Source organism: Candidatus Pelagisphaera phototrophica (assembly GCF_014529625.1).
Lineage (GTDB): Bacteria > Verrucomicrobiota > Verrucomicrobiia > Opitutales > Opitutaceae > Pelagisphaera > Pelagisphaera phototrophica.
Genome location: NZ_CP076039.1, coordinates 720934 through 747251, shown reverse-complemented (window position 1 = coordinate 747251; position 26318 = coordinate 720934). Strand labels below are relative to the sequence as shown.

Genomic DNA, 26318 nt, shown 5'->3' with positions numbered 1-26318 from the left:
CCCTACCTCTGTCTTTTCTCTACTTGCTTCTTGGCCGTAGGTTCTTGGTCTAAAAGCTTAATCATGCGTGCGAGAACATCCGGTTTGGAATCTGCGAAATTTCTGGTCTCCAAGGGATCCTTCTCGTAATCGTAAAGCTCATACTCGGTCTTCCCGACAGAATGAGGCTCCCATTGGACCAGGCGATAACGCTCCGTTCTTATCGCTCTTCCCAAGTAGCCTCTTCTGTTGTACGCATGGTAGGCATACTCACGTATACGTTTTTTTGGTTTTTCAAGAACCGGGGTCAAATCCACTCCATCAATTGGCTGCGGAGCTGCCGGTTGAGGAAGCCCGGCCAGGGACGACAAGGTCGGATAAATATCCACGGTTTCCGCTAGTTGAAGCGTACTTGTCCCTGATTTAGTTACACCTGGTGCATAAATGATGATGGGGATCCGATTCGCTTGCTCATGATTCGAGTGTTTCGTCCAAGATCCATGATCTCCCAAGTGCCATCCATGATCTCCCCACAGAAGGATGATCGTATTATCATCGAGCCCGAGCTTCTCTAGTTCGTCTAGCACTCTACCCAACTGAGCATCCATGTAGCTGACACTCGCATAGTAGCCGTGTATCAAGTCACGCTTAAGATCATCCTGAAAAACAACCGTATCCGTTGGGACGGGCTTGAAAGCCGTTATCTCCCCTCCTCTTTTGACGGCAAACTCCGGTGCTCCTTCCGGAGCCTCCTCAAACTCCGGCATTGGCAAAGAATCCCTGTCATACATATCCCAATACTTTTTGGGTGCTGAAAAAGGCAAATGGGGACGCACGAATCCTACGGCGAGGAAAAAGGGCTGATCCGAATCCTGGGATAGCGAACGCAGACGGTCAATAGCATGAGTGGCAATCCGTCCATCGGCATAGGCTTCATCGAGTACGTCAGGACTTTCCCAGGCTGCTCCACGCGGCAGGCTGCGGATCGGTTTGCTGAACTCATTTGTGAAGAGCGCCTCTTCCCGGGTCAGCTGACGATAATTGCTTTCCGGTACCAAATACTCGATCACTTTGTCCTTTAGGTGCGGCACACTCCAGGAGGCATCATCGTTTGTATTGCCGTGACCGATATGAAACACCTTCCCCATGGAATGGGCCACATAGCCATGATTGGTGAAATGCTGGGGCAACGTAATCGCATCCGGATATACCTCGCGAAACTGGGTCCCAAACGAATAGAATCCTGTCGACGAAGACCGGCTACCCAGCAACAAATTGTAACGCGACGCCATGCAGACAGATTGATTGCAGTAAGCTAAATCGAATCGCATTCCCATCGCTGCCAGCCGGTCTATGTTCGGGCTGACGGCGACCTCGTCTCCATAGCACCCCAAAGTCGGTTTCAGGTCGTCTACCAGAAGGAGCAGCACGTTCGCTTTGTCGGCCGCAGAAGCGAACACGGCAGAAACAAGAAATAGGATAGTTGTCTGGATGTGGGCAAAGATCGAAAAGTTACTAGACATAACGCGGTAGCTTAAAGTCAGGTCTCTGGCAATCAAGCGATCAGTTTCCACAAACGCCTATGGAATATGAACTTCAACAGCAAAATTTAACAACGCAGTGCTTGTTCCTTATCGGTATTGTACCGAGGATTAGATATGGAGACGCATCAACGAGCGAAGCAAATACACACCCTATCGCGGTAGTTGACCCTATCAGAACATGATACCTACCAACCGCCGGCTCGAGCTTGAGCTACCTAGTGAAATGTAAACGTAAGATGGTTCATTGCAATCGTTCCAAAAAGGCAACGACTAAGTCTAACATTTCCTCATCGTTTATTCGTGAACTCGGCATGCTCGTACCGGGAGCAAATTGCGATGAATCGCGCAAGAAAGCTCGAAGATTGTCTTTGGTCCAGCTACCACGGTGAGCTTTAAGGGCATCTGAATAGCCTCGATAGCCTGTAGAAGCTATTTCCCGACCGACAACATGCCATAGTGACAATTTATTTTTATCGAAATTACCAATGAAGCTATGGCATTGTCGACAAGCACTCATTAACTCTCTGAACTTCAGCTGTTTATCCTGATCAGAAACCAAACCTGCAAAGAGATCTTTTTTTATTTCATTGTCACTGGGCGTCAGCTCAATAAAAGCCGTGGTGTCTGTCCAAATTAGAAAAGTGCCATCGCTCATCTGCAAAAGATCTCTCACTCGATAGCCCAGATCTATGGGCTCAACAAGTTTTACTTTCCCATCAACAAGTCGCAGTCTTAACAGCTGTGCTGCGACCAGAGATGTTACGAGCAGGTCTCCGTCCCATTGAATCGGAGAGTCCTTAATTTCTATACCACCTGAAATTGCGATAGAGGGGACCCATGCAAAAATGGGGCCCACAAATCCTTCATGACGACCTTGTTTCTTGTTAAGTGGCCATTGGTGTTCAAAATATTGAGTGCCATATGTCACCAATGGCCAGCCGTAATTGGCATTGGTTTCGACAAGATTAAGCTCGTCGCCTCCCTTGGGACCCTGATCGGTGAACCAAAGGTTTTTATAGCGATCGAAAAATATTCCTTGTGGGTTTCTCACCCCTTTGACCAGTTGACTACTTTCGAGAGTTGTAAGATTAATTCTGACGATCTTGCCGTAGCTGCTGACATCATCTTGAGGAGCTGGAACGTTGTAAATACCATCGTAATTGTGATCTCCGATTCCGACAATCAAGTGGTTCTCGCCGTCGAGTGCCATTCCTCCGCCGGAGTGATTCGTATTAAAGGGCACCTCCCAGGAGGCGCCGATTTTGAGGGAAAAGGGAATTAGTGGGCTGCTATCATATAAGACCTCCCAACGGTCTGATGAAACGCTTTCTACAGCGGCAGAATAATCTTGAAAATCTTTTAGTACTAGTCGAGCCACGCGAATTGATTTTGATTTCTGCTCTTCATGCCAAAAGGAATACGTAACGAAGATATGCGCGGAGCCGTCGAAATCCTTCGCTCTAATGCCGAGGACTCTGAAATATTTTCGGATATGTTCGCCGCGCCAGTCATTTTCTGCATCTGGTACTTGAGATAAGTAGGATTCAAACGAAGCATAGTTGTTCGGTAGTGAAATATCTAAAGCGCTAATGTCCCCACCTTTTTTATACTCGAAAAATTGGCCCTGACTGTCGACACCAATTACCCGGCCAAAAACTTCACAAATACCCCCGCCAGAGCCAGCCAAATTCCCTGGGTTGGCGGAATTAGAAAGCAACTTTTTAAATCGGAGTAAGTTGGTCTCGATCATCCCATTAAAGGCGGGTGGATCGAGCGTTTTTCGAAGATCCGGAATTATGTTTCGGACACGAATTTCCTTATATATATTTTTGATATTTTTATAAGGAAAAATCTCATATTTACCGACTAATAGTCCATATATCAAGGCAGCAGCGATAACAGCTAAGCTGATCAATAATATAAATAAGATCCTCGCCCAGCTCTTGCTTTTCTTAGTTGCGTTGGCTCCCTTTTCTACGATATGGATTCTATGCCTGTTAATTGGCGGATGCGCGAGCAAAATCCGTAGATGAGGGACAGGAGATTATTATTTACCTAAGCTGGGCACAAAAAAGAGCCACCCCAAGAGGTTACTCTGAAATTTTAATAAATACGGAAATGGGTGTCCCTATGGGACAATAGGACATAGATTTAACAGGATGTGCTCGTCCCTCCCTCACTTGATCACGCTTCGAGATTGCATGATCGAAACTCGGGAAGTTGCTTCAGTTTCCGAGCCATCATCGAGGTCCTAGGAGCGGGCCGGATCCTGTTAAACAAACTCCTTCTACCTACTTCGGTTCGAACTCCCGCTCGAATATTTCCCAAAGCAGGTTTTCGCCTTCGATAATAAAATCGCTGTATCCTTGGGTCCCGGCTTCGATAGCCTCCCACTGTTTCCAATTCAATTTTTGCATACCTAGCTCGTAGTTCATGCTATCCCATCCGCCAGCCCGGAAGGAGTAGAAGGCCCAGTGCCAGTTCTCTTTGTTGGCCAGGCTAATCACGTCCGAAAGGTACTGCTGCGCCCCTTCCACTTTTCGACCGCAGCCGAATTCGGCAAAATGGATCCGGTTGGCTGGAATCCCGTGCTTATCCGCCCAATCACGCACGGGCTTCATTAGCAATGCGATATTCTCAATCGTCCAAGATTCGGTCTCATCACCGTGCCCAGTCGGCATTCGGTCCGGATAGGCAAAGCGTCCCTTATTCACTCGAAAGGTCGTGAAAATCCACGGTTCATAGTAGTGAAAGGAATACAAAACCGCTTCGTCCTCGATCGGCTTCAAGGTGGCAAAGCCGGCAGGATTCGCATGAAACCGACTGTCGACCATGATCGGCGTAAGCGAATCAACACTTCGGATGGCAGCAAACATTTGGACGTAGAAACGGTTCAAGTCAGCGATGCCGCCTTCATTGTTTCGCAACCACTGCTCAAATCCAACTGCTTTATCGCCCTCAAACCCCGCTTCTCTTTCCGGATGGGGTTCGTTGACAATGTTGTAGCCAACGATTGCCGGGTGATCCTTTAGTTCAAACGCTAGCTCCTGCCAGAATGCCATCGCCTGGTCCTGAAACGCGTGGTCGTTCCACAAGCGAAAATCGAATTCCATGTCGTTGTGCTGACGCCAGCGGTGCCCAGGCAAGCTGAAAGTCGTCAGCACAATCTTGATACCTGCTTCATCCGCCCGATCCAGCACTTCGACCAGCATTTCCAAATCTCGCTCCGGAATCCCAAAAAACGCGTCCGCATCTCCCATCAAAAAATCACGGCTATCCGACTTCATGCTGGTTGGGCTCAAACGGATGTACTCGATTCCTGTCGTGTGCGCAGCTTCGAACCATTCGGGCGATCCATCTTCTGCACCGCCATTAGCTCCCTTTCTCTGCTCGTCCCAAAATGCGAGTTTAGGATTCGCTTCGATAAGCTGAGTTGCCAAACCGAGAGCAATAATCGCGATTGCTTTTATTGTCTTGTTACCAGTCATTAGCCACACTCTGCCTGACGATAGACATCCAGCAAACAATTTTATAGATGAAAGATGGCGATTAGCCAACTATAGACAGAATCCGGAATTTCGATTCTACCTCGTGCCGCCGGCCCCGCCCCACCTTCTTTGCAAGAGGATACGAAATCCGGTCTACTATGGTTTACCTTTACCCAAGAACCGAAAAATCGCCAGATACACGATAAGCTCACAAGTTGGCTTGGAAGGGAGCAACCTTCAAAGGTGCCAATAGTCTGAATTCTCTTTGACAGATCTCGTCTTCGGCTTGCACCACGCGAAAGCTGATAAGCCCGGAGGGGTTTGTTCACGAGGCACCAGCCGAGAAGGCCTGACACCCACGACCAACACCGACCAGTCGAGGCTGGTCTAAATTGTTTCACTCAGAAAAGCTGTCGCTTTCGCTAAATTCCTCCAGTGTTTGAGCATCACTTCAACGGCTGGGGATTCGGCGTTGGAGTCGAATGTGCGATATGCGATCAATTTCAGCGGAAATCCGATACACTTCGTGGAGTAGACTATTCCTGAGTTGTGCCGTTCGAGTCGCTTCTCAACATCTTGGGTCGAGCCAATTTAGTGGCGACCGCTCGTTCCTTGTAGTATATGCACAAACACCATAGCGAGGTGGTGGGCCCGGAGGGATTTGAACCCACGACCAAGGGATTATGAGTCCCCTGCTCTAACCGCTGAGCTACAGGCCCGCTCAAAAAAGAAAAAGGAATAAAACTGCCCAAAACCGCATTGGCAAGTTTTCATTCGGCACTTTTGGTGATCCGTTTTCTATAGCGACCTAAAGAGTTGAACCCAAGACCAACCCCGACGAGTCGGGGCTGCTCTAACCGCTGAGCTACAGGTCCGCCCAGAAAAGATTGGGACTGAATCGAGGCAATCAATGCAAATCTTAAACTATTCGAGATGCGGTTTCGCTTCAGCCCCAGTAGCAATCCTTTCGCGATTGGCTTCCGAATCAGCCGATACGAAAGACTCGCTTTCAGCCCGATCGCCCTCTTCTGCAGAATCGCCCTCAATCTCTTGCTCATAAGATTCCGCTTCGTGGCTTTCTTCTGCTGCCAACTGCTTAACGGTGGGGTTCCACACGCCTTGATCATGCATCTTCGCCATTTCCTGGGCTTCGGACAGTCGACGGTCATTAGCGGCTTCAGACGGATTCCAACGAGCGAATCCCTGGCGGATCAAAATCTCATTCAGGTATTCGTCTGCCATCAAGTAGATCTCCGAAACTAGAATCTCCCCCGTGTCCACGCGTACGGGTTTCACCCGGATCCGTTTTCCTTTCACTTCATTGTAAAGGAGATCGAAAATCTGCTCATCAAGCATTTCTCTTTCGCTGGCCATCTTCAAACCAAACAACTTTACCACGTTGGATCGGCGATCATCGAAATCCACGAAAAGCGCATCCTTGTTTAGGATCTCTTTAACGGTCCCTATGCGCTCCTGCGTCTCATTCTTTTGATTCAGAACGAAATACACCGCGAGAACCGCTAGCGCCGCAATGGATAGAAGTGCCATTAGCATATCAAATATAGAGACGCTACCTAAAGCTTTGGCTTTACTCGCTAACGAGGGAGTCGCCTACTTATACCGCTTTTTTACAACATATCGAGGTGATCCCCTTCAGATCGCGAATCGCTTATACTTTTCTGACAAACACACCCCAATGCGGTATGGCGTCATCCGCCTTAATCCATTGTGGTCGGCCGGTCTGACCAAACCCTTGACGAATCCGACTCGATTCGATTCTAAATCCATGCCCAAACCAAACTTGGGCATAAACTCAACTCTGCCCAAAACCGGTGGGGGTAACGCACCCATGCTAGACGCTGAAGTCATTTCCAGTCTCCAAAACGCTCGTATCAAGAACTTGGTCAAGCTGCGCAACCGCCGGCCCCGAGATCGCCAGAAGGTATTTATCGCTGAGGGATATCGGGCAATTAGCCGGGCACTGGAAAAAGGGAGTGTACCTGAAGAGGTCTATTTTTCTCCCGATTGGTTCCTTGGGGAGAACGAGCCGACTCTTCTTGCGGAAGCAAAAGAGAAAGGAGCCACGCTGTTTGAACTGACGAAGATTGCTTTCGAGAAAGTTGCCTACCGCGACCGGCCCGAGGGAATCCTTGCCGTATTCAATCAATGGAGCCATTACCTCGATGAGCTTAAGTTGAGCAATCCCCCATTCCTATTGATCGCTGAATCGATAGAGAAACCGGGAAACCTTGGCACTATATTGCGTTCGGCCGATGCTGCTGGTGTAGACGCAGTAATATGCTGTGATCCCGTGACCGACCTTTTCAACCCCAATGTAGTCCGCTCTTCTACAGGCGTACTTTTCTCCATGCCTACTGTCATGACCTCCTCTCTGGAGACGATCAAATGGCTTACCAATAATTGTATTCAGGCAGTTGCGACAACCCCGAACACGCAAACCTACCACACCGAAGTCGATATGACTGGACCTATCGCCATCGTTATGGGCAGCGAGCAGTTTGGGTTGTCTGAGACTTGGCTGAACGCATGCCAGAAACAGGCCCGTATTCCCATGGCTGGCCAGGCAGACTCCTTGAACGTTGCCATGGCTACCCTGGTAACGCTCTTCGAAGCTGTGCGGCAACGCAACCTCGCCTAGTGAATCTCCATCAGCTACAAGAGAATTTCGAATCACTCGCGGCAGAAGACCCGCTATGGACGGTGCTGTCCGACGACGCCAAACGCGGCGGCAAGTGGGACTTGGAGGAATTCTACGCTACCGGTCGCACCGTGATTGACGATCTCGAATCTCGCTTGGACAAGCTAGGCAAACCCTTGGGTGGAGGCACGGCGATCGATTTTGGCTGCGGCGTGGGAAGGCTAACATTCCCTTTGTCCCAGCGATTCCAAACCTGTTACGGAATCGATATTTCCCGCAGCATGGTCGAATTCGCTTCCACTCAAAAAAAACGAGGACCTAACTGTACATTTATCGAGAATACCACTACACGACTCCATTGGCTTGAGAACGCATCGATCGATCTAATATATTCCGCGATCGTGTTCCAGCATATCGCTCCTCGCTATACGCGGGAATACCTCAAGGAATTCAGCCGACTTCTGAAACCTGGTGGGCTTCTCGTTTTTCAACTCCCCAGCCATCTCGACCCGGATTATCCCGAAAACCAGAAACCATTCCGGCTTTTAAAGAAGCGTCTCTTCTACAAACTGAAAGTACTCAAACAGCGAATAGCGAAAATTCTCCCGTTTATTCGCAGCGAATCATTTTTCGAGATGAACGCCATTCACCGAGATCGGTTGGCACCTTTTTTGCATGAGCAGTGCAGCCTCGAAGTGTTGGATCAACAAGATTTTCCGGCAGCGGGTCTTGCTTGGAAGAGCTATCTCTATATCGCACAGAAGGGGTCCTAATCTTATTTTGACTAATCAAAGTATATATTTTGCCATATAAAATTTGGGGTTGACAGTTCCCAAAATCGGCCTAAATCCGTTAATTAATGAAAAGTGTTCCTATTTTTAGGCTTTCAGCTTTGGCGGTGATTTTTCTGTTAGCGGTCTCCGGGTCCCTTTTGAAGGCAAAGGATAAGCCATTGAGCATTGCGGCAACAACGACTATGGTGGCTGATTTAGCAGAATCGGTCGCCGGTGAATACGCCACAGTCACTGGTCTGATGGGCCCAGGTGTAGACCCTCACCTCTATAAAGCGACCGCATCCGACATTAACACGCTGCAATCCGCAGATCTCATTCTGTACAACGGCCTTCATTTGGAAGGTCGGCTCGCTGACATTCTGGTCAAAATGGGACGCCGCGGAAAATTAGTCTATGCAGTAACCGAGAGCATCCCCGAGGACAAACTACTCGAGCCCGAAGAATTTCAAGGACACTACGATCCGCACGTGTGGTTCGACCCTAGGCTCTGGGCTCTTTGTGTCGATACCGTGGTGGCCGCCTTGTCCAAGGCCGATCCGATTCATGACTCTGAATTCGAGAAGCGCGGTGAATCCGTTCGAGCGACCTATTTGAGCTACTACAAGTGGGGTCAAAAATACATGGCCCAGGTCAAGCCCAAGGAACGGTTCCTAATTACGAGTCATGACGCCTACAACTACTTTGGCCGGGCCTTCGATTTTACCGTAATCGGCGTTCAAGGGATTTCCACCCAAAGCGAAGCAGGTCTGGCTGATATCGTGAAAATCGGCAAGTTCATCAAGCAAAAGGGAATCAAGGCAATATTCGTCGAGTCCAGCGTATCGCCCGCTGCAATACGCCGCATCAGCGAAGACTCTGGAGCCAAAATTGGTGGAGAGCTTTTTTCTGACGCAATGGGCTCCAAGGGACACATGGGAAAAGCAGCCGACGGCTCTTCTTTTGATCTCGGAACTTACGAGGGAATGGTCAAAGGCAATATCACTACGATTGCCGAGGCACTGAAGTAAAATTCTCGCCCCGGCCTCGAATCCTATTTCAAACACAATTGCCGTAATCGTCATGTCCGCCTTGCCCGCCAACGATCCTCGCCTAAAATCTACCCTTCCCTTGGAAATTCACGACCTAACGGTTGCGTACACCAAACGACCCGTTCTTTACGGAATCGATCTAGAGGTTCCCCAGGGTTCTTTTGTCGGCGTAGTCGGGCCCAACGGCGCCGGCAAGTCGACTCTAATAAAGGCCATCATGGGGTTGCTACCGGTTGCGAGTGGATGGGTTGAGGTTTTTGGAGAGCCCTTTAAGAAGGCGGTCACACGAGTGGGCTATGTGCCACAACGCGAGTCGGTCGATTGGGATTTTCCCGTAAACGCACTGGATGTCGTGCTCATGGGTCGATATGGACGTCTCGGCCCATTCAAACGTCCCAACAAATCGGACAAGAATATCGCCATGGCCTGTCTCGAGAAAGTGAAGATGGCTCCCTATGCTAAACGCCAAATTTCAAACCTCTCTGGCGGACAGCAGCAGAGGGTATTCCTCGCACGTGCACTGGCTCAAGAGAGCGACCTTTATTTGATGGACGAACCCTTCGTGGGCGTCGATGCGGCCACAGAGTCCGCGATAATTGAAATTCTACGGGAACTTCAGTCGCAGGGGAAGACGCTCATCGTCGTACATCATGACCTCACAACGGCCCCGGACTATTTCGATCGTATTCTACTTTTGAATATGCGAGTGGTGGCCTACGGAAACACCAAAGATGTTTTCACCTTTGAGAATCTCCAAAACGCCTATGGCGGTCGATTGAGTATCCTTTCAGAAGTCGCCTTGAGCCGGGCTCGCAAAAAAGCGGAAGGCGACACACCAGAGGATTTGCTGCGATGAGAGGGGCATTGCCACACGCCGTTTCCAATGGCAGGAAGCAACGGCTTGCCTTCTCCATATTCGGAATCCTCACTACTTCCGCAATCGGTAACGCCGCCAAGATCGGGGAAATCTCGGAAACGAGCTGGACCGAGCAAGCTCGTGATTTTTTGTTGCTAGAAGAACCCGTGGTCCGAACAGCCGTTCTGGGAACACTTCTCATCGGATTTTGTTGCGGCGTCCTTGGCAGCTTCCTAGTGGTAAGAAAACTTTCCCTTCTCGGCGATACCCTTTCCCATGCGGTTCTGCCTGGGGTGGCTTTGGGTTTTCTCTGGAACGCCTCTAAGGACCCGTGGGCTATCTTTATTGGAGCTACCGCAGCGGGAATCCTCGGAGTGGCGCTTGTTGGCTGGATCAAACAGACGACTCACTTAAAAGAAGACAGCGCGATGGGAATGGTGCTCGCCGGATTCTATGGACTCGGCATTTGCATGACCACTATGATCCAAAATATGGCGATGGGAAACAAGTCTGGCCTGGACAAGTTTTTCTTCGGTCAGGCTGCCGCTCTCTCAGGTGGAGACATCCAACTGCTGGGCACCATTTCTATACTTACAGTCGTGTTGGTTCTACTATTCTATAAGGAGTTTCTAGCCATAAGCTTCGACACAGGTTTCGCTCAGGCCATTGGGATGCCCGTCCAAGTATTGCACTACGCACTAATGGCATTGCTAGCGTTCGCGGTTGTCGTATCGCTTCAAGCAGTCGGAGTCGTACTCGTTTCTGCATTACTGATAACTCCAGCCGCAGCCGCTTTCCTCTTAACCGATCGAATGCATTGGATGCTGATTCTCGCCGCGGGATTTGGAATGCTCTCGGGCGTTCTAGGTGCTTTCATTTCCTACCTATCGAACAACTTACCGACTGGGCCTCTCATCGTCCTCGGGGCAACGCTCATTTTCGTCCTCGCTCTTTTCTTTGGTCCACGGCACGGATTCCTCACCAAGACATTACGGCGAAAAAGACAAAGGCAGCGTATTGCATTGGAGAATACCCTCAAATCCGTATTCTACCTTTGTGAAAATTCCGACTTCGAGCGGAAGGAGTTCGTGGTTGCCGAACTGGCGGTCGAACGAAATTCAAACTTGCCCGCAACGGAAAGGGAAATCTGCAATCTCGTGAAAGCAGATATGGCTGAGTGGATCGTCGATTCGAATACCCCTTCGATGAGCGGTCAGGCCCAATTCAGACTATCCAAAGAAGGCTGGTATCGCGCCTGCGAAATCGTCCGTAACCATCGACTTTGGGAACTCTACTTGACCAATGCCGCTAGCTACGAGAGCGACCACGTTCATGACGACGCGGAAGAGATCGAGCACCTCATCGGCGAGGGAATCATCAAACGCCTAGAAGACCGACTCGAAAATCCGATCCACGATCCCCACGGACGTCTTATTCCCAGAAGGGATCAGGTAATTGCTTAAAGTGGTTCAATGACAGAATGCTTCACCGTCGAATCCATTACAGGGCTGCTTTCGCTACAGACCCGACGCAATCGTTTCGACTGCTTAGGGATAAGCAACCCTACCGTTGCTGCCTTAAACTGCCTCGGGCTTGCCACGGGGATACCTTATTTTTTAAACCTTCAGCTTTAGACCGTGCGCGAACAATTTTTCCCAGCCTTTGATTGGCACACAGTCTTTATTCAGCCCTGGAGCGAGTACGCAGTAAATTCGTTTTGGATTGTTCTAATGGGATTCCTTGTAGCCGGAACCTGTGGTCTTGTTGGCTGTTTCGTAATTCTCCGACGCATGGCACTTGTGGGGGATGCCATTAGTCATAGCATTTTGCCAGGCATTACTCTGGCTTTCCTCCTCACCAATTCACGGGATACCCTTCCAATGATGCTAGGCGCGGTCGCGGCTGGCGTGGTTACAGTCGCTCTAATCGAGGCGATCCGCTACACTTCTCGAATTAAACCAGACGCTGCTATCGGGATCGTATTCTCCAGTCTCTTCGCAGTAGGAGTCATACTCATTTCCGTTTTTGCAGACGAAGTGGATTTAGATGCTGAATGCGTTTTGTATGGAGAACTTGGATTCATTCCACTTCAGGATATTACCTATTTCGGTGGAATCGTAATTGGGCCCGAACCGGTCGTCCGAATGGCGATTATTACCCTAATAGCGATCGTCCTTCTATTTGCCTTTTTCAAGGAGATGATCGTTACTTCATTCGATTCCGGTCTTGCCGCATCTCTCGGTATCAATACCACTCGGTACCAGTACGGCCTCACGCTTTTTCTGTCCATTGTGATCGTGAGCTCATTCGAATCAGTTGGAGTGGTACTCGTAATTGCGATGATCATCTTTCCCGGGGCCACCGCGTTGATGCTCACAGACCGACTTCCCATCGCCCTCGCGCTTTCCACCGTAATTTCTGGAGCTTACTCATTACTCGGATTTCATCTGGCCACTTGGCTAAACGCTTCGATTGCCGGCGGCATGACGGTAATCGCGGGAATCGTTTTTGGGATTGTTTGGGCATTCGCACCCCAGCGAGGGCTAATCGCTACCCTCGTCCGAAATAGGCAGATTATGGAGGAGTCAGCTCTAAATTTCAGCCGAGAGGAGAAGTAGGCGAGCCTTCCCAACTTCACCCCCTCAATCATTCGGACATCGTGTTCGTTCCCCCGGGACACATCTTTAAACCCCTCATTCCCAAAACTACGAAAAAAGTATTCCTCGTCGCTCGCTATCTCCTCGGCATATTCGTATTCGGCCTCAACAAGTTCATCGGCTTTATGGATTTTCCTGCTTTTGAAGGATTCGCTGCCCAGTACATGACCGTAATCGAGGGTTCATACATCCTTAAAACAATGGGGGTGATCTATATCCTATCCGCTATTCTTCTAATTACGGGCAGAGCCGTTGGGTTGGCCACTGTATTAATCGACCCGATCGCCTATAACGCATTCATGTTTCATCTTACACTAGATCCCGCCAACACCGCGGGAGCACTTGTTTTTGTAGCGCTGATTGTCGCCGTTATGATTGGTAACAAGGAGAAATATTTGGGACTACTGAAATAGTTTCCTAACCCCCACAATATCACCACGCCCTAGTGCTATCCGCCACCCAGCGCGGGGCTATCCGACCATAACTGAATCGATTATTGGCCTGCGTGCATCTTAGCGATGAATGAGTTCGCCTCTTCCACCGATTGAGACATTTGTTGTATCAAAGCGTCCACTTCACCACGTATTCCAAGAGTTATCTTGTTTAAGGCCGCGATTGCCGGCGAATTCAGATTGTGTTTGAGAAATAACGTCTGGTCCCGAAATGCGTCGAGCACTGGGTTCATTTTCTCAGCAACCCCTTCCATCGCGCCGATCAACTTCAAATACAGAACCTTGGTTTGATTCATCTGATCTTCGCTGCCTTGTTGCAGGTCCTGATTAGTGTATTGCCCTAACTCGGATTCCCATTCCTTGAAGAGCGTTTTCAAATCCCCTAGTTCCACATTGGATACGGCGACAAACTCTTCGAACGCACTGGCAAACTGTGCTTTCGCGTCCTCCTAGGCTTCCTTCCCCTCCTCTACTCGTTCAACTAGGATATCACGTTTATGCGTACCCATTTTCTCCATCGCTCCACAGTAAATAGACTGACAACCTGTCTCCGATAAGAGGGCTACAACGAATAGCAGGAGGGATGCTTGAGACACAAAACAAAGGTGTTTCATGGCAATTCTTACTTGGCTAGTTGATTGGATTTTGAAACCTGAATTTTTCTACGGGTGAAGGAATTTCAGATTGTTCCGCTAGTTCCGCTAGTTCTCGCACCAATTCAGGACGCCGAGAAGCGACATTTCGCGACTCACTGATGTCGATAGAAAGATCATACAATTCCCAATTAGCATCTGGATCCTTGTCCACGTTGTATTTCACGAGTTTCCAATCCCCTTTTCGTATCGCAACCCGGCCGCCCTTTTCATGGAAAGCCCAATACAAATGCGAGTGCTTCCGCTGCTCCCCCGACTGAAGAAGCGTGGGCGCAAAGGAAATGCCGTCGATTCCCTCTGGAGTCTCGGTTTCGGTCAAATCGCAAACCGTGGGTAGCACATCCCAAAAAGCGGAAACATGTCTTGTTTTTGATTCAGCCGTAATTTTTCCGGGCCAACGTGCCAGCATCGGTACGCGAATCCCCCCCTCATAAAGGTCCCGCTTGAGACCTCTGTAAGGACCGTTGCTATTAAAGAAATCTGGGTCCGCCCCTCCTTCGCTATGTGCCCCGTTGTCCGATGTGAAAATAACCAAGGTGTTTTTCTCAATTCCAAGATTGCCAAGTTTATCCAGAATTTGCCCTACATGGTCGTCCAGCATCGCAATCATGCCCGCAAACGCCGCATGGCTCTCAGGTTGCGTGCCGTATCCACCCACTCGATATTTGGGTCCATCATCTGTTCCTTCGTAGTGTTTCTCCGGCAGGAGCTTCCCTCTAAAGCGGGACATATATCGCTCAGGAACGAACAGTTCCGCGTGGGGGATGACGTGTGGAACGAAACAGAAAAAAGGCTTGTCCTTGTTCTCTTCGATGAAGTCGAGTGTCTTTTCCTGTATGAGCTCCGGAGCGTATACGCCTTCATGCGTACCCTCATTGGCTTCTAGCATAAGGCGATCGTCATTTTCCCAAAGGTGGTAAGGGTAATAGTTGTGGGCGATACGTTGGCAGTTGTATCCAAAAAATACGTCAAACCCTTGATTTACAGGATCACCCTCCGAGCCAGGAAATCCTAGCCCCCACTTTCCAAAGGCTCCCGTTACATACCCCTCATCTTTGAGAATCTCTGCAATCGTCACCGATTCCGCCGGCAACGCCATTTGTCCCTCAGGCTGCACTTCAAAGTTGCCGCGAATCGGCGTGCGGCCCGTGTGTAATCCAGTCATCAAAGACGAGCGGGAGGGAGCGCATACAGTACTACCCGAATAGTGCTGCATAAACTGGATTCCCTCCTTCGCAATTCTGTCAATATTTGGGGTTTCAAAGTGCTTCTGGCCATAAAGGCTCAGATCCCCCCAACCCAAATCATCCGCCAGAATGTAGACGATGTTGGGTCGGTCTCCGGCTTGAACGCTTCCCACGAAACCAAAAAACACGGAAACGATAAGACTGATCAAAAAGAAACGTCGCATAGGATACAAGTGATAAGAAAGGGCAATGTAGAAGCCTTCTAAAGAAAGTTGCAAGGGTTGCTTGTCCAAATCTCTTCATTCCTCTAGGGGATTGTTACTAGTAACTAATAGTCCCAATTAGCGGCTCTAGAAATACGATTGCCCCTCGATTATCCATCGAAGATACATCAACCCCGCAATTTCGACTAGATCCCACTGACCCTATTTTTTAACCCTATGCCCATGAGAACGCTAAAAAATCAGATCCTTCTAATGGCCAAAGCGTCATTGGCGATTGCCTTGACCGATGTCGCTCAGGCAGCCGATTCGCCTTCCAAGCCAAACTTTCTCTTTATTCTGATCGACGATCTCGGATGGCCGGATCTTGGATGCTATGGAAGCGACTTCTACGAGACGCCGCGAATCGACGCACTGGCCACGTCAGGAGTGCGTTTTACCAATGCCTATTCCGCCTCACCTGTTTGCTCTCCCACTAGAGCCGCCATCATGACCGGCCAATACCCTTCCAGAGTCGACATCACCGATTGGATTCCCGGAGCGGTCGCAAAAAATCCCAAGCTAATCGCTCCTGAAGATCGAGACAACTTAGACCTGAAAGAAACAACTATGGCCGAGGCATTCAAAAGGAAAGGCTACGAGACCTTTTATGCTGGCAAATGGCACCTTGGAGACGAAGGCCACTTCCCCGAAGATCAAGGCTTCGATTTCAATAAAGGAGGCCACCACAAGGGCAGCCCCCCCGGAGGTTACTACGCTCCTTTTAACAACCCACGACTTGAGGATAAACCGGACGATCGTTACCTGACGGACCGCCTCGCGGATGAGTCGATCGAGTTCCTCGACTACCGCGACGCCTCCAAGCCATTTCTTCTCTATTTGTCGTTCTACACGGTACACACCCCCATACAAGGTGCCGATAAGTACGACGCCTATTTTACAGAAAAAGCAAAAACGCTAACCGGGTCCGCTGACCCCATCGTGGAGCGAGACGGTAAAACACGCTCTCGACAAAATGATCCAAAATACGCCGCTATGGCAAAGTCGATGGATGAAAATATTGGCCGCATCTTGGACGCGCTTCACGCCAAAGGTCTCGATGACAACACAGTGATCATTTTCACATCTGACAACGGTGGTCTTGCCACGAAAGCGGCTCCAGGGCCCACATCAGTTTTGCCGTTACGAGCCGGAAAAGGATGGTGCTACGAGGGCGGGATACGGGTTCCACTGATCATTCGGGCTCCCGGAGTCAGCAAGGCAGGTCTTATCTCTCACATTCCGGCAATTAGTATGGATTATTTCCCTACAATGCTTGAGCTAGCGGGCTTTAAATTAATGCCCAAACTACACAAGGATGGGGTCAGCTTGGTCAACCCGATTCAAGGCAAGACCGTGGAGCGGGACACTCTATATTGGCACTACCCTCACTACCACGGGTCCATGTGGACGCCCGGAGCCGCGATTCGAGTGGGAAACTGGAAAGCAGTCCAGTTTTATCATTACGGAGAGGCTGAACTCTATAATTTGAGTAATGACATTGGAGAACAGAACAATCTCGCCAAATCTCATCCTGAGAAGCTGGAAGAGCTGTTGGCCAAACTCGCTTCTATTCAGAAAAAAACCTTGGCCCGGATCCCGACTCCAAACCCCACTTACAATGGAAACTAGGATCTTACAAAAGCAGAGTCGACTTGATTCCATCACCGTCTTGGCAAGGCCTTAGCCCTAGTCAGCCACACATATCTTATCTCAAAAGAATGGCCCTACGAAACAGGCGAAACCCAACCCGATGAAATCCGCTTTACTCTATTTCTTTTCCACGATTCTTACGATTGCCTCGCTATCCGCCTCCTATCCGAATCAGCCGATTAAGATTATTGTACCTACCGCAGCGGGAGGTGGCCATGACACGATGGCCCGCATCTTCCAGCGGGCGATACAAGAGGAATCGTTATTACCGGAAAAAATGGTTATCGTAAACATACCTGGGGCGGGTGGTGCTGTGGGAACGCGAAAGATTAAAGATTCCCCAAATGATGGATACACAATCGGTATCTGGAATCCAAATGCCCTGATTTCAGCCAAGCTCATGGGCATTACCAATTACGACCACAGCGACTACGAGATCATTGCCATGACAGGCTACACGGGCTTAGGAATGGGAGTCAAAGACGACTCAAGCATATCCTCTGTCGCCGATCTCATCAAGCAGGCACAAGCAAAGCCGGGTTCAATGAAGCTCGCTACTGAAATCGGTACGGCAACACACATCATTCCCATGATCCTGGGGGATCAGGCGGATTTCGAATTCCGTATCGTCAACGCTGGGGGCGGATCCAAACGACTAGCCTCTATTCTGGGAGGGCATACCGACATTAGCATCTTCTCTTCTCAGGCTCTGATCAACTTCAGTGCTTCCGGAATTCGTCCACTCCTTATGTTTTCCGAATCCCGCATTCCACTCCTTCCCGATACGCCTACCGCAAAAGAAAGCGGTATCGATATTGTCCTAAACGAATCCAGAATCTGGCTGGCGCCTAAAGGAACCGATCCTGGAAAACTGGAAGTTCTGCGCCAGGCGTTAAAGACGGCAATCGAATCTCCCGAAGCCCGGAAACAGATGGAGAATTTAGGAATTTCCCCTGTTTATGGAGACCGCGCGGCAGTACTCGAGGATATCGAGCGCATGCGCAAACTATCCGAGCCAGTCGTCGCCAAGATGGGGCGATAAGAGAATGATGGTAGCGGGTAATCTCCGAGCACCCGCACGATCAATTGTCGCGTCTTTTAAGTATGCAGTCGGCATAGTTCAATAACCAGCCCTAAGATACCGTATTATTGGAGACTCTCTAAGAACTGCCAAGGTTATGCAGGAATGCATATATTAGAAATACCAACACAATTACCGTGAAACCCAGTCCCTTGGCCATTCCCCATGTGCCTTCGGTTTCTGGAGACAAGGAGATCGATTCCGCTGAATTCGATGTTGGGAATACCTTGCTCAGAACAATCATAAGAACACACATAACCACAAAGTTGATTGCCGTAAAATGCAGCCAATGCAACTCCACTCCATAAATTGTATTATTTAGTATCAAGGTGGATAATACAAATAGACCCATCCCAGAAAAGAGGGATATCTTCGCCGCTTTCGTTGAAACACTCGTGGTTACCATACCCATGAAAATGATCGCGAGTATCGGCACATTGGTGACTGCCGCTAGCTTCTTCATCAAATCAAACAATCCTTCCGCACCTCCGATCAATGGAGCGAGAGCCATCGCAATAATCGCTAGAATTAACCCAAATCGCTTTCCTGCTCGAACGGTTTCCTCATCCGAGGCATCGGGTCGCATCATTCCTCTGTAAATATCCAGCCCATACAAGGTAGAGCAACTGTGGAGTCCGCTATTGAACGAACTCAATATAGCCCCGAATATGACGGCCCCAAAGAAGCCGACCAAAGCCGGAGGGAGCACTTTCGATACGAGCATGGGATAGGCCATATCCTGCTTTGCCAAATCCGGCCCAAACATTTGGAAAGCAATTATACCGGGCAAAACGAGGTAGAATGGACCGGCTAGTTTTAGACAGGCTGCGATAAGGATACCCTTTTGACCCTCTTTCAACGACTTCGCACCGAAGGTTCGCTGAACGATCGATTGGTTCGTGCACCAGTAGTACACATTGATGAGGATCATTCCCGTGAAAAGCGTGCTGATCGGGATATTCTCCCCTTCCTTCCCCACTGGATCCAGCTTCTCGGGAATATTATTCACGATAGTGCTGACTCCTGAAAATACGTTTCCATCACCCAAGGCGGCGAGACCGAGAATCGGAATCAGCAAACCGCCAATCATGAGGCCAATTCCGTTGATCGAGTCGGAAATGGCCACCGCTTTCAACCCACCAAAAATAGCATAAATACCTCCTGCGATACCAATCGCCCATACCATTATCCAGATAGCTGCACCGTCGCTTACGCCAAGCAAGTCTGGAACTCCGAATAGAGTGTTCATGCCGATCGCGCCTGAATATAGGACGAACGGAAGGAAGTTCGTAAAAATCGAGATGAGAAAGACTGCCCCGAGAATGCGACGTGTTTGTTGGTCGAAACGGCGTTCCAGAAATTCAGGAACCGTCGTAATCTGGCCTTTCCAGTAACGCGGGAAAAAGAACAAAGCCATTACCACCATCGCGAACGCGGCGATAATTTCCCAGGCCATCACCTGAGCTCCATGAGTGTAGGCGTTACCGTTTAGCCCTATCAACTGCTCCGTTGACAGGTTGGTCAGCATGAGCGAACCGGCAATCACCCATCCGGTTAGCATGTTGCCAGCTAGAAAGTAGCTCTTGCCGTGGGCATGATCGTCGTCACGAGTTTTGAAATAGGAGATGGTGGCAACGAGTCCGGTGAAGGCGATAAAAGAGAATAGGGAGAACATATTGTATAATTCGGGATTGCTAACGAAAACGGAGTGTCACAGGTCCTTCCGCAAGGATTTAATGCGAAACTCCCCCAGTCCAGATGCAGATCTATGAGAAATTGGCGGGAGCAGTTCTATCGAACGCTAAATCGATAGACGGTCCGAGTCTTATAGATTTCACCTGGCTTCAGCGTCGTACTAGGGAAATTAGCATGGTTTGGCGAATCCGGATAATGCTGGGTCTCCAGGCAAAATCCGCTCCGATATTCGTAGCTCGCTCCGCTTTTCCCCACTAACGACCCATCAAGGAAATTCCCACTGTAGTACTGAATCCCGGGCTCCTCGGTCAGCACCTCCATATATCGGCCGCTAACCGGCTCGTAAACAGTCGCAGCTAATTCTAGGCCTTCACCTTCCCTCCGCAGCACCCAGTTGTGATCAAAACCGCCTCCAAGCTTCAACTGGAGATGGTCCTCGTCAATACGATCTCTGGGGGCGACCGGACTCGTAAAGTCAAACGGGGTGCCTTTCACCGGCATCAACTCACCCGTGGGAACCATATTAGAAGTGATCGGGGTGAAGTGGTGCGCATTGATCATCAGCAAATGGTCAAGCGGAGTGCCTTTCCCCTCTCCGTGCAAATTGAAGTACGAGTGGTGAGTCAGATTGATGATAGTGACCTTTTCGGTCGTCGCCCGGTAGGAGACTTCAAGTTCATTCTCATTCGTGAGCCGATAAACCACACGGATACGAACGTTCCCGGGATATCCTTCCGCCCCATCAGGATGCACATAGTTTAAAATGAGATTGGCGGCCTCCTTTCCTACTGACGGGCGACCACTCCAGAGAACCTTGTCTAGACCTTTGGTTCCCCCGTGAAGATGGACCGGAACCCCTCCGGCTTCACTGTTGTTGGTCAGCTGGTAGCTCTCACCCTCCAACTCAAACTTTCCATCAGCTATGCGGTTACCGTATAGGCCGACGATCGCTCCGAAATACGGAGTTGCCGCAAGATAGTCTTCCAATCGGCTGTAGCCGAGCACTACGTCGTCCTGGCGGCCTTTCCGGTCCGGAGCCGTCAGTCGCGTAATGATGCCCCCGTAGTTGGTAATCTCCGCGATCATCCCATTCGCATTTTTCAATCGGTAGATTTGAACGGCTTCACCATCCGGCAATTCCCCATACCGTTTCACGATCACGTTACACGTTTCCGCAAACACTGCGGAGCCGAAAATCAAGGCTAAAAGTAGGGCTGAAATTCTAGTCATCATAGTTGGAGGAGATTAGAGAGAAACTGGGAACTTTCAGTATCCTCACCGCGTATGTCCACCGCAAATCCAAAAACCACCTTCGTATTCCCACCAAACGCCGCCCAATATTCGAGCTTGCTAAAATAGCTTCAATCTTGAAAATCTCCCCTGCACGGATCGGTTATCGGTCAGGACAACATTTATCCCACAATCCCAATACCCTATGAACCCAAGCATTAGAATTGAGCTGTTCTCACTTCTCTCACTCTCAATCATCACCCTTTTGAACGCCACGTCGCTCGCGCAACAAAGAGGAGGGGGCGGCGGCGGTGGAAGAGGCCCACAGGACCCCACTGCACCCTATATCAACCAATTGAAGCTTGAAGGCAAAAACAAGGCCGCCTTCAAGAAGGCCTTTACGGCTAACACACGCCGCGTTGAGAAATGGGCGAGCAAAGTCCGAACCTTTCAAAACAAGAATAAGAAATACGTCGGCCAGACCAATCTGGACCCTGCGATAATCGAGAAGATCAAAGCTGACAAGACAGAGCTGGATGGGCTCAAGGTCGCCAACGGAAAGGCCTACGAGGAAGCCCTCGTCGCTTTCCTTTCTCCCGAGCAAATTAAACAGGTGGGGGCGATCGGAAAACGAATCGCCGAGCAGAGAGCAAGAGCCCGGGAACGAAGAGCCGCAGGCGGGCAAGGAGGAGGCCAGCCACAAGGACCGCGTCGCTAGACCTTAGATCGCCACCCTCCATACCTGACTGTAGTATAATTACAATTTGGAAAGCCGAACCGTAGTGGTTCGGCTTTTTTGCATTCCGAGGCCTCAAATTCACCAACAAAAACGCTTGGCTGAGTTGAAATGGTACGAATTTCCAATTTCTACCAAAAAAATTCTGCAAAGCCTTATGGACCTTAATATGTTGTTTTATAATGACTTAAATATTTTTTAACTCAATTCACATCCAAGTTTTCAAAAATCACAAACCCGTAATCCTCTCGAGCCCCTTCTGTAATTTTCCCGTGGTTTACTAGGAACATACAAGACGAAGAACACTTCTTCGGTCCCTTGGAAAATAAAACAATTAACAACAGGAGAATAAGTAAAATGAACACCAAGCATATAACAATCGCCGCAATCGTAACCTTCATCGCCACCAATGCTTCCTTCGCCGATGTAACGAAGCCCAGCAAGGTGCGACATAATCCAGAAGCTATCGTCGCCATGATGATCGGAGGACACGACGAGGATCACGACGGTGCTCTCAACAACACCGAGCTCGCCGAGTCGATCGAAGACCTCTACGCCAAGCGTAATCAGTCGATTCGCGAACACCGCGAGTCGATGGTAGCTGAAGGTCTAATCGCCACAGAGAAGGCCGATAACGGATTCGTTACCTTGTCGGCGATGCCCGAAGACGCCGCTGCGTTTTGCTGAAAGGCCACGACGCAAATGCGAATCAAATCCTCGAGGCGAACGAGCTGTTGGCATCCACTCGCGACTTGCGCCAGTTGAACCTCGGATTCCGCTCCGGTTTCGCCCGCGAGTCATAAGATATTTTGAACCAGGGGAACTTAGGCTGGGAGCAACTATCGCTCCCAGTTTTGATCTCAATAGCCCTAGCGAGCCATTTGCTTCGTCCATTTCGCCCAGGCATTCGATTCGGGCATCATCCTTGTCCACTCGCTCTCGCCCTACAATTCCGGTCCTGCCCGTGTCTCCTTGCCTCGTAGAAATATTTCCATTCATGATACTCAACCCCAGGACTTGCTCAAAGCCACGCAAACCTTAACTAGGAGATCGATTCAACCCAGCGAAACATAGACTGCAGGGAATCAAAAGACCTCCAAGTGTCTGAAATCCTCGCCCTCCAAATGGGATGCCCATTCAAATGGGTAATAATCACCTTTAGTTCTGCGTCTTCGACCCTTCCTAATTCATAGCCCTTGCGAGCCAAAGCACGACGAGTCCAGAGAGCGACACTCCCCTCCCCTTCCATGGAGGCCAACCGTTTAGGTTTCCGGTGGAGTCGAAAGCAACCTTCATCAGAATCCCATTCAACTTCATCGCTTTGGAACGTTTGAGCGATTTGCCTCCTCAGTGCTAGGTCTTCTGGATACCCTTGCACCACAATTCCCTCTGGATTCATTAGCCAAAGTTCGTCCGCACAACGTATCGACAAATCTAAGTCATGAGACGAAAGTATGACCGCGAGTCCTTCCTCGTGGGCTAGATCCCTAAGTATCCTCATTATCTCAACCCTTCTCGGAAGATCCACGAAAGCCGTTGGCTCATCAAGAAAAAGGACTTTAGCGTCCTGCGCCAGCGCTCGTGCGATCATCACCTTTTGGCGCTCGCCATCACTCAATTCGCCGACTTGCCTCTCTGACAAAGATTCCGCATCGACAACCCGCAAGGCCCATTCGATACGGGACCGATCATGTTCGCTCAAGGTTCCCGTCCACCGAGTATGCGGATGCCGTCCCAAAGCAACGATGCTATAGGCAGTAAACATACCGCTCGGTGCTTGATCCGTCAATACAACGCTTACGAATCGGGCCCTTTCTCTTGATACTGTAGTGCTGGCATCAGCCCCCTCCATGAAAATCCTTCCCGCAAGAGGCTTGTCCAGTCCAGCAAGAGTGCGAATCAACGTAGACTTGCCCGCACCATTGGGCCCCAACAGACATACAAGCTCTCCGAACCGAAGCTTGAGATTAAGATCTTCGGCAACGAGCGAATGCCCATTTTTTCCTCGAAAATAGCCAATGGACAATCCCGAGGTCTCTAAAACGTATCGCTCCTCAGTCATCCACCAAACACCCTCCTCAGGTTTCGCTGTTTTAGCAAAGCAGCAATGACAACCGGAGCACCGATCAAAGCGGTCACTGCGTTTAGAGGCAAGGTCGCCTCAACTCCTGGAGCCTTGGCAATGAGATCCGCAATGAGGGCAATGAGGCTTCCAAACAAGATCGCAGATGGAACAAGAATGCGATGGGATGGAGTCTTGAAGAGAAGTCTGCAAAAATGCGGGGCAGCGATTCCCACAAAGCCAATCGGCCCACAGAATCCCGTAACCACTCCCGCCAAGAGCGATGCGCTTGCCAAGACCAGTATCCTCGATCGCCTGACATTCACACCCATACTCGATGCGTATCGCTCACCTAAGAGAAACGCATCTAGGGACTTAAACTGCGGAGCAACTGCCACCAAACCAATCACCACCGACGGAGCAAAAACTAGAAAATGCGACCAAGTAACACTGCTGAAATTTCCAAAAGACCAATTGAAAAAGGACTGCAACCGATCGGCCATGCTGTAGAAGATGAGTATGCTCACGATCGCTCCCACTCCGTAACTTATCATCAGCCCAAGTATCAGCAATGACATTACATCTACCCTTCTCGCGAACGCGAGGAGAAGCATCAAAACCGTTCCCGCTCCTACTGAGGCCGCTACCACCACAAGAATATGGCCCGACAATTTCAAATTCTGAGTCAAAGCTATTCCTGAAGGAGCCAATACCAGCAGTGCGATCGCGACCCCCAAACTAGCTCCCCCATTTACCCCAAGTACAAATGGATCCGCGAGTGGATTTCGGAATACTGTCTGCATCATTAGTCCTGAAACGGACAAAGCCGCTCCCGCAAGCATCGCGGTTAGTCCCCGCGGCAAACGAAACTCAAGTACGATCCCAGACAATACGTTATCAACTTTCTCGCTTCCAAATAGAGATCCCAAAATGTCTGAAATCGAAATGGGTACCGAACCAAGACCAATGTTCAGAGCGAGAGCGACCAGATTCAAGAACATCAGAGCGATGAGCAAACCGGAAGTCCGACTCATTCGAAACCTCCCCATCCAATTTGCACTAAGCATTAACTCTGGTTCCTCATAGTTTTACTAATTGAGCTTCTCGTAGAAACGGAACGAGTGGTTCGGAATTAATTCGGGGTGGAAAATCGCTATTAGGTCCTCTAGGACCCACTCCGGATGGAGTACGCCGCGTTCCCAAATGTCGTTGCCCCCAATTCCATTAGATCGTAACGTATTGTTGTATACACTGCCGATTTCAAACGCTCTAAATCGAGCAAACCGGCTATCCTGGCTCCTAAGCCCCTCTAAATCACGATGCACTCCAGGATGAAGCCAGAAATCAACCTCTGCTGCCCTATGGTAGACGCTTTCAAAGTCCTTCGGTAGACCGCCAATCGAGGAATCGTCGGAGAACAGATAGTCTCCTCCTGCATCCTCAATTGTGCGAGCTGTGTAACTCCGACCACCGGGAACATGCCACGTTCCCCCATAGGGAGCGTTCGCAAGGACCGTTGGGCGCGATCCCGCACTCGACGCAATGTGACTCAACTCGTTGTAGCGCTTAGCTATTTTGTCAAAGATTCTTGATGCCTCCTCTTCTTTGTCGAAAAAAACTGCCGTAAACTTCAGCCACTCCGAGCGACCCAGTGGATGCTCTTCCATGTACCCTGCTGTAATCACGACCGGCTGCTTCGCCCTTTCCAATTGTGGATGAGCATCAAATTGTGGATTTCCCATGGCACTGGTAAGCACCAGATCTGATTTAAGCATAAGCAACGTCTCTATATTCAGCGAACTACCCTCTTGAATTTTATTGGTGTACCCACTTTTTACTTGTTCCAGAGCCATTGGGTCGTGGGCTAAGCTGACGTTAGCGAGCCCAACCAGTTCGTCGTACAGATCTAGAGACTTAATATGCCCTAGATATACCGTCTCTAGAATCGACATTCTCTGAACCGGCGTCCGGATGATACGCATTCCTAACGGTAAATCTGGGACCGCTGTTGTCCGAGGAACTAACGCATAGTTAAACGTTAAGTTCGCTGAACCACGCCACATATTTCTAACCGTCACGATCTTGTGTGTTTCAAAATACTCGACGCTGAAGTTCTTGGCATACGTAAGCTCTACCGGCTTCCCTAACACGGGGGAACTTCCCAAAACACAGGTCAATGCGATCCAAAGAGCGATTTCCAAATGCGTGCTGCACTGCCTAAAGCAATCCCCCCCTTTGCCCATACAGACCCATTTAGGAATTGTAGAAAAATGCGAGCGCTTGCACACGTGTACTTCAGTCTTT

The 26318-nt window shown here is 49.7% G+C and carries 25 protein-coding genes and 1 tRNA gene; 11 read left to right on the top strand and 15 right to left on the bottom strand.

The window, feature by feature from the left end; translation table 11 throughout:
- Nucleotides 1-2 precede the first annotated feature (2 nt).
- The 6 genes from GA004_RS03375 to GA004_RS03355 all read right to left on the bottom strand — a co-directional run bounded on the left by GA004_RS03375 (nucleotide 3) and on the right by GA004_RS03355 (nucleotide 6565).
- Nucleotides 3-1502 (bottom strand): sulfatase, encoded by a 1500-nt coding sequence (locus GA004_RS03375; RefSeq protein ID WP_283395886.1) that lies wholly within the window; start codon nucleotides 1500-1502, stop codon nucleotides 3-5.
- Between the two features lie 262 nt (nucleotides 1503-1764).
- Nucleotides 1765-3438, bottom strand: a complete 1674-nt coding sequence (locus GA004_RS03370; protein ID WP_283395885.1) for a PQQ-dependent sugar dehydrogenase — start codon at nucleotides 3436-3438, stop codon at nucleotides 1765-1767.
- A gap of 376 nt (nucleotides 3439-3814) precedes the next feature.
- Entirely contained in the window at nucleotides 3815-5011 is a 1197-nt protein-coding gene (locus tag GA004_RS03365) for a glycoside hydrolase family 5 protein (RefSeq protein ID WP_283395884.1), read from the bottom strand.
- A gap of 387 nt (nucleotides 5012-5398) precedes the next feature.
- On the bottom strand, nucleotides 5399-5602 hold the full coding sequence (locus GA004_RS18110) for a GIY-YIG nuclease family protein (protein WP_425492923.1): 204 nt from the start codon (nucleotides 5600-5602) through the stop codon (nucleotides 5399-5401).
- Nucleotides 5603-5654: 52 nt separating this feature from the next.
- Nucleotides 5655-5730: transfer RNA gene (locus GA004_RS03360), tRNA-Ile, on the bottom strand.
- A gap of 205 nt (nucleotides 5731-5935) precedes the next feature.
- The gene (locus tag GA004_RS03355) at nucleotides 5936-6565 is read right to left on the bottom strand and encodes a thermonuclease family protein (protein WP_283395883.1); all 630 of its coding nucleotides are present in this window, start codon (nucleotides 6563-6565) and stop codon (nucleotides 5936-5938) included.
- A 232-nt stretch (nucleotides 6566-6797) separates the two neighbouring features.
- Between GA004_RS03355 and GA004_RS03350 the strand changes: the two genes are divergently transcribed.
- The 7 genes from GA004_RS03350 to GA004_RS03320 all read left to right on the top strand — a co-directional run bounded on the left by GA004_RS03350 (nucleotide 6798) and on the right by GA004_RS03320 (nucleotide 13418).
- Nucleotides 6798-7670, top strand: a complete 873-nt coding sequence (locus GA004_RS03350) for a TrmH family RNA methyltransferase (RefSeq protein WP_283395882.1) — start codon at nucleotides 6798-6800, stop codon at nucleotides 7668-7670.
- Nucleotides 7670-8443: a class I SAM-dependent methyltransferase gene (locus tag GA004_RS03345; RefSeq protein WP_283395881.1), complete on the top strand. Its 774-nt coding sequence runs from the start codon at nucleotides 7670-7672 to the stop codon at nucleotides 8441-8443. Before GA004_RS03350 ends, GA004_RS03345 begins: the two co-directional genes overlap by 1 nt.
- Before the next feature lie 86 nt (nucleotides 8444-8529).
- Nucleotides 8530-9471: a metal ABC transporter solute-binding protein, Zn/Mn family gene (locus GA004_RS03340; RefSeq protein ID WP_283395880.1), complete on the top strand. Its 942-nt coding sequence runs from the start codon at nucleotides 8530-8532 to the stop codon at nucleotides 9469-9471.
- Nucleotides 9472-9523: 52 nt separating this feature from the next.
- Nucleotides 9524-10348: a metal ABC transporter ATP-binding protein gene (locus tag GA004_RS03335; RefSeq protein ID WP_283395879.1), complete on the top strand. Its 825-nt coding sequence runs from the start codon at nucleotides 9524-9526 to the stop codon at nucleotides 10346-10348.
- The gene (locus GA004_RS03330; protein ID WP_283395878.1) at nucleotides 10345-11811 is read left to right on the top strand and encodes a metal ABC transporter permease; all 1467 of its coding nucleotides are present in this window, start codon (nucleotides 10345-10347) and stop codon (nucleotides 11809-11811) included. Before GA004_RS03335 ends, GA004_RS03330 begins: the two co-directional genes overlap by 4 nt.
- A gap of 174 nt (nucleotides 11812-11985) precedes the next feature.
- A complete protein-coding gene (locus GA004_RS03325; RefSeq protein WP_283395877.1) occupies nucleotides 11986-12966 on the top strand; it encodes a metal ABC transporter permease in 981 nt (326 codons plus the stop codon).
- Between the two features lie 41 nt (nucleotides 12967-13007).
- Nucleotides 13008-13418 (top strand): hypothetical protein, encoded by a 411-nt coding sequence (locus GA004_RS03320; protein ID WP_283395876.1) that lies wholly within the window; start codon nucleotides 13008-13010, stop codon nucleotides 13416-13418.
- An 80-nt stretch (nucleotides 13419-13498) separates the two neighbouring features.
- Here GA004_RS03320 and GA004_RS03315 read toward each other — a convergent pair whose 3' ends face one another.
- From GA004_RS03315 to GA004_RS03305, 3 genes are all read right to left on the bottom strand, one after another.
- Nucleotides 13499-13834 carry a DUF2959 family protein gene (locus GA004_RS03315; protein ID WP_283395875.1) on the bottom strand — a complete coding sequence of 112 codons (336 nt, stop codon included), beginning with the start codon at nucleotides 13832-13834 and terminating at the stop codon, nucleotides 13499-13501.
- Between the two features lie 72 nt (nucleotides 13835-13906).
- Nucleotides 13907-14071 carry a hypothetical protein gene (locus GA004_RS03310; RefSeq protein ID WP_283395874.1) on the bottom strand — a complete coding sequence of 55 codons (165 nt, stop codon included), beginning with the start codon at nucleotides 14069-14071 and terminating at the stop codon, nucleotides 13907-13909.
- A gap of 16 nt (nucleotides 14072-14087) precedes the next feature.
- Nucleotides 14088-15521 carry an arylsulfatase gene (locus GA004_RS03305; RefSeq protein ID WP_283395873.1) on the bottom strand — a complete coding sequence of 478 codons (1434 nt, stop codon included), beginning with the start codon at nucleotides 15519-15521 and terminating at the stop codon, nucleotides 14088-14090.
- Between the two features lie 222 nt (nucleotides 15522-15743).
- Between GA004_RS03305 and GA004_RS03300 the strand changes: the two genes are divergently transcribed.
- Nucleotides 15744-17189 carry a sulfatase gene (locus GA004_RS03300; RefSeq protein ID WP_283395872.1) on the top strand — a complete coding sequence of 482 codons (1446 nt, stop codon included), beginning with the start codon at nucleotides 15744-15746 and terminating at the stop codon, nucleotides 17187-17189.
- A 121-nt stretch (nucleotides 17190-17310) separates the two neighbouring features.
- Nucleotides 17311-18252, top strand: coding sequence for a tripartite tricarboxylate transporter substrate binding protein (locus tag GA004_RS03295; protein WP_283395871.1), 942 nt, complete (start codon nucleotides 17311-17313; stop codon nucleotides 18250-18252).
- Nucleotides 18253-18370: 118 nt separating this feature from the next.
- On the opposite strand, the gene GA004_RS03290 is transcribed toward GA004_RS03295, so the two are convergent.
- Together GA004_RS03290 and GA004_RS03285 are read right to left on the bottom strand one after the other, a co-directional pair.
- Nucleotides 18371-19966 carry a solute:sodium symporter family transporter gene (locus tag GA004_RS03290; protein WP_283395870.1) on the bottom strand — a complete coding sequence of 532 codons (1596 nt, stop codon included), beginning with the start codon at nucleotides 19964-19966 and terminating at the stop codon, nucleotides 18371-18373.
- A gap of 116 nt (nucleotides 19967-20082) precedes the next feature.
- Complete coding sequence (locus GA004_RS03285; protein WP_283395869.1) at nucleotides 20083-21219, bottom strand: aldose epimerase family protein; 1137 nt, start codon at nucleotides 21217-21219, stop codon at nucleotides 20083-20085.
- A gap of 202 nt (nucleotides 21220-21421) precedes the next feature.
- On the opposite strand from GA004_RS03285, the gene GA004_RS03280 reads away from it, so the two are divergent.
- Together GA004_RS03280 and GA004_RS03275 are read left to right on the top strand one after the other, a co-directional pair.
- On the top strand, nucleotides 21422-21934 hold the full coding sequence (locus GA004_RS03280; RefSeq protein WP_283395868.1) for a hypothetical protein: 513 nt from the start codon (nucleotides 21422-21424) through the stop codon (nucleotides 21932-21934).
- A gap of 375 nt (nucleotides 21935-22309) precedes the next feature.
- Nucleotides 22310-22639 (top strand): hypothetical protein, encoded by a 330-nt coding sequence (locus GA004_RS03275; protein ID WP_283395867.1) that lies wholly within the window; start codon nucleotides 22310-22312, stop codon nucleotides 22637-22639.
- On the opposite strand, the gene GA004_RS17895 is transcribed toward GA004_RS03275, so the two are convergent.
- From GA004_RS17895 to GA004_RS03260, 4 genes are read right to left on the bottom strand one after another with little or no spacing between them, the layout of a single operon-like run.
- The gene (locus tag GA004_RS17895; RefSeq protein ID WP_343218822.1) at nucleotides 22562-22951 is read right to left on the bottom strand and encodes an ATP:cob(I)alamin adenosyltransferase; all 390 of its coding nucleotides are present in this window, start codon (nucleotides 22949-22951) and stop codon (nucleotides 22562-22564) included. The two genes, GA004_RS03275 and GA004_RS17895, sit on opposite strands and share 78 nt — an antisense overlap.
- Nucleotides 22952-22994: 43 nt before the next feature.
- Nucleotides 22995-24014, bottom strand: a complete 1020-nt coding sequence (locus tag GA004_RS03270) for an ABC transporter ATP-binding protein (protein ID WP_283395866.1) — start codon at nucleotides 24012-24014, stop codon at nucleotides 22995-22997.
- On the bottom strand, nucleotides 24011-25048 hold the full coding sequence (locus GA004_RS03265) for a FecCD family ABC transporter permease (RefSeq protein WP_283395865.1): 1038 nt from the start codon (nucleotides 25046-25048) through the stop codon (nucleotides 24011-24013). Before GA004_RS03265 ends, GA004_RS03270 begins: the two co-directional genes overlap by 4 nt.
- 57 nt (nucleotides 25049-25105) lie before the next feature.
- Nucleotides 25106-26257 (bottom strand): ABC transporter substrate-binding protein, encoded by a 1152-nt coding sequence (locus GA004_RS03260; protein WP_283395864.1) that lies wholly within the window; start codon nucleotides 26255-26257, stop codon nucleotides 25106-25108.
- Nucleotides 26258-26318 lie beyond the last annotated feature (61 nt).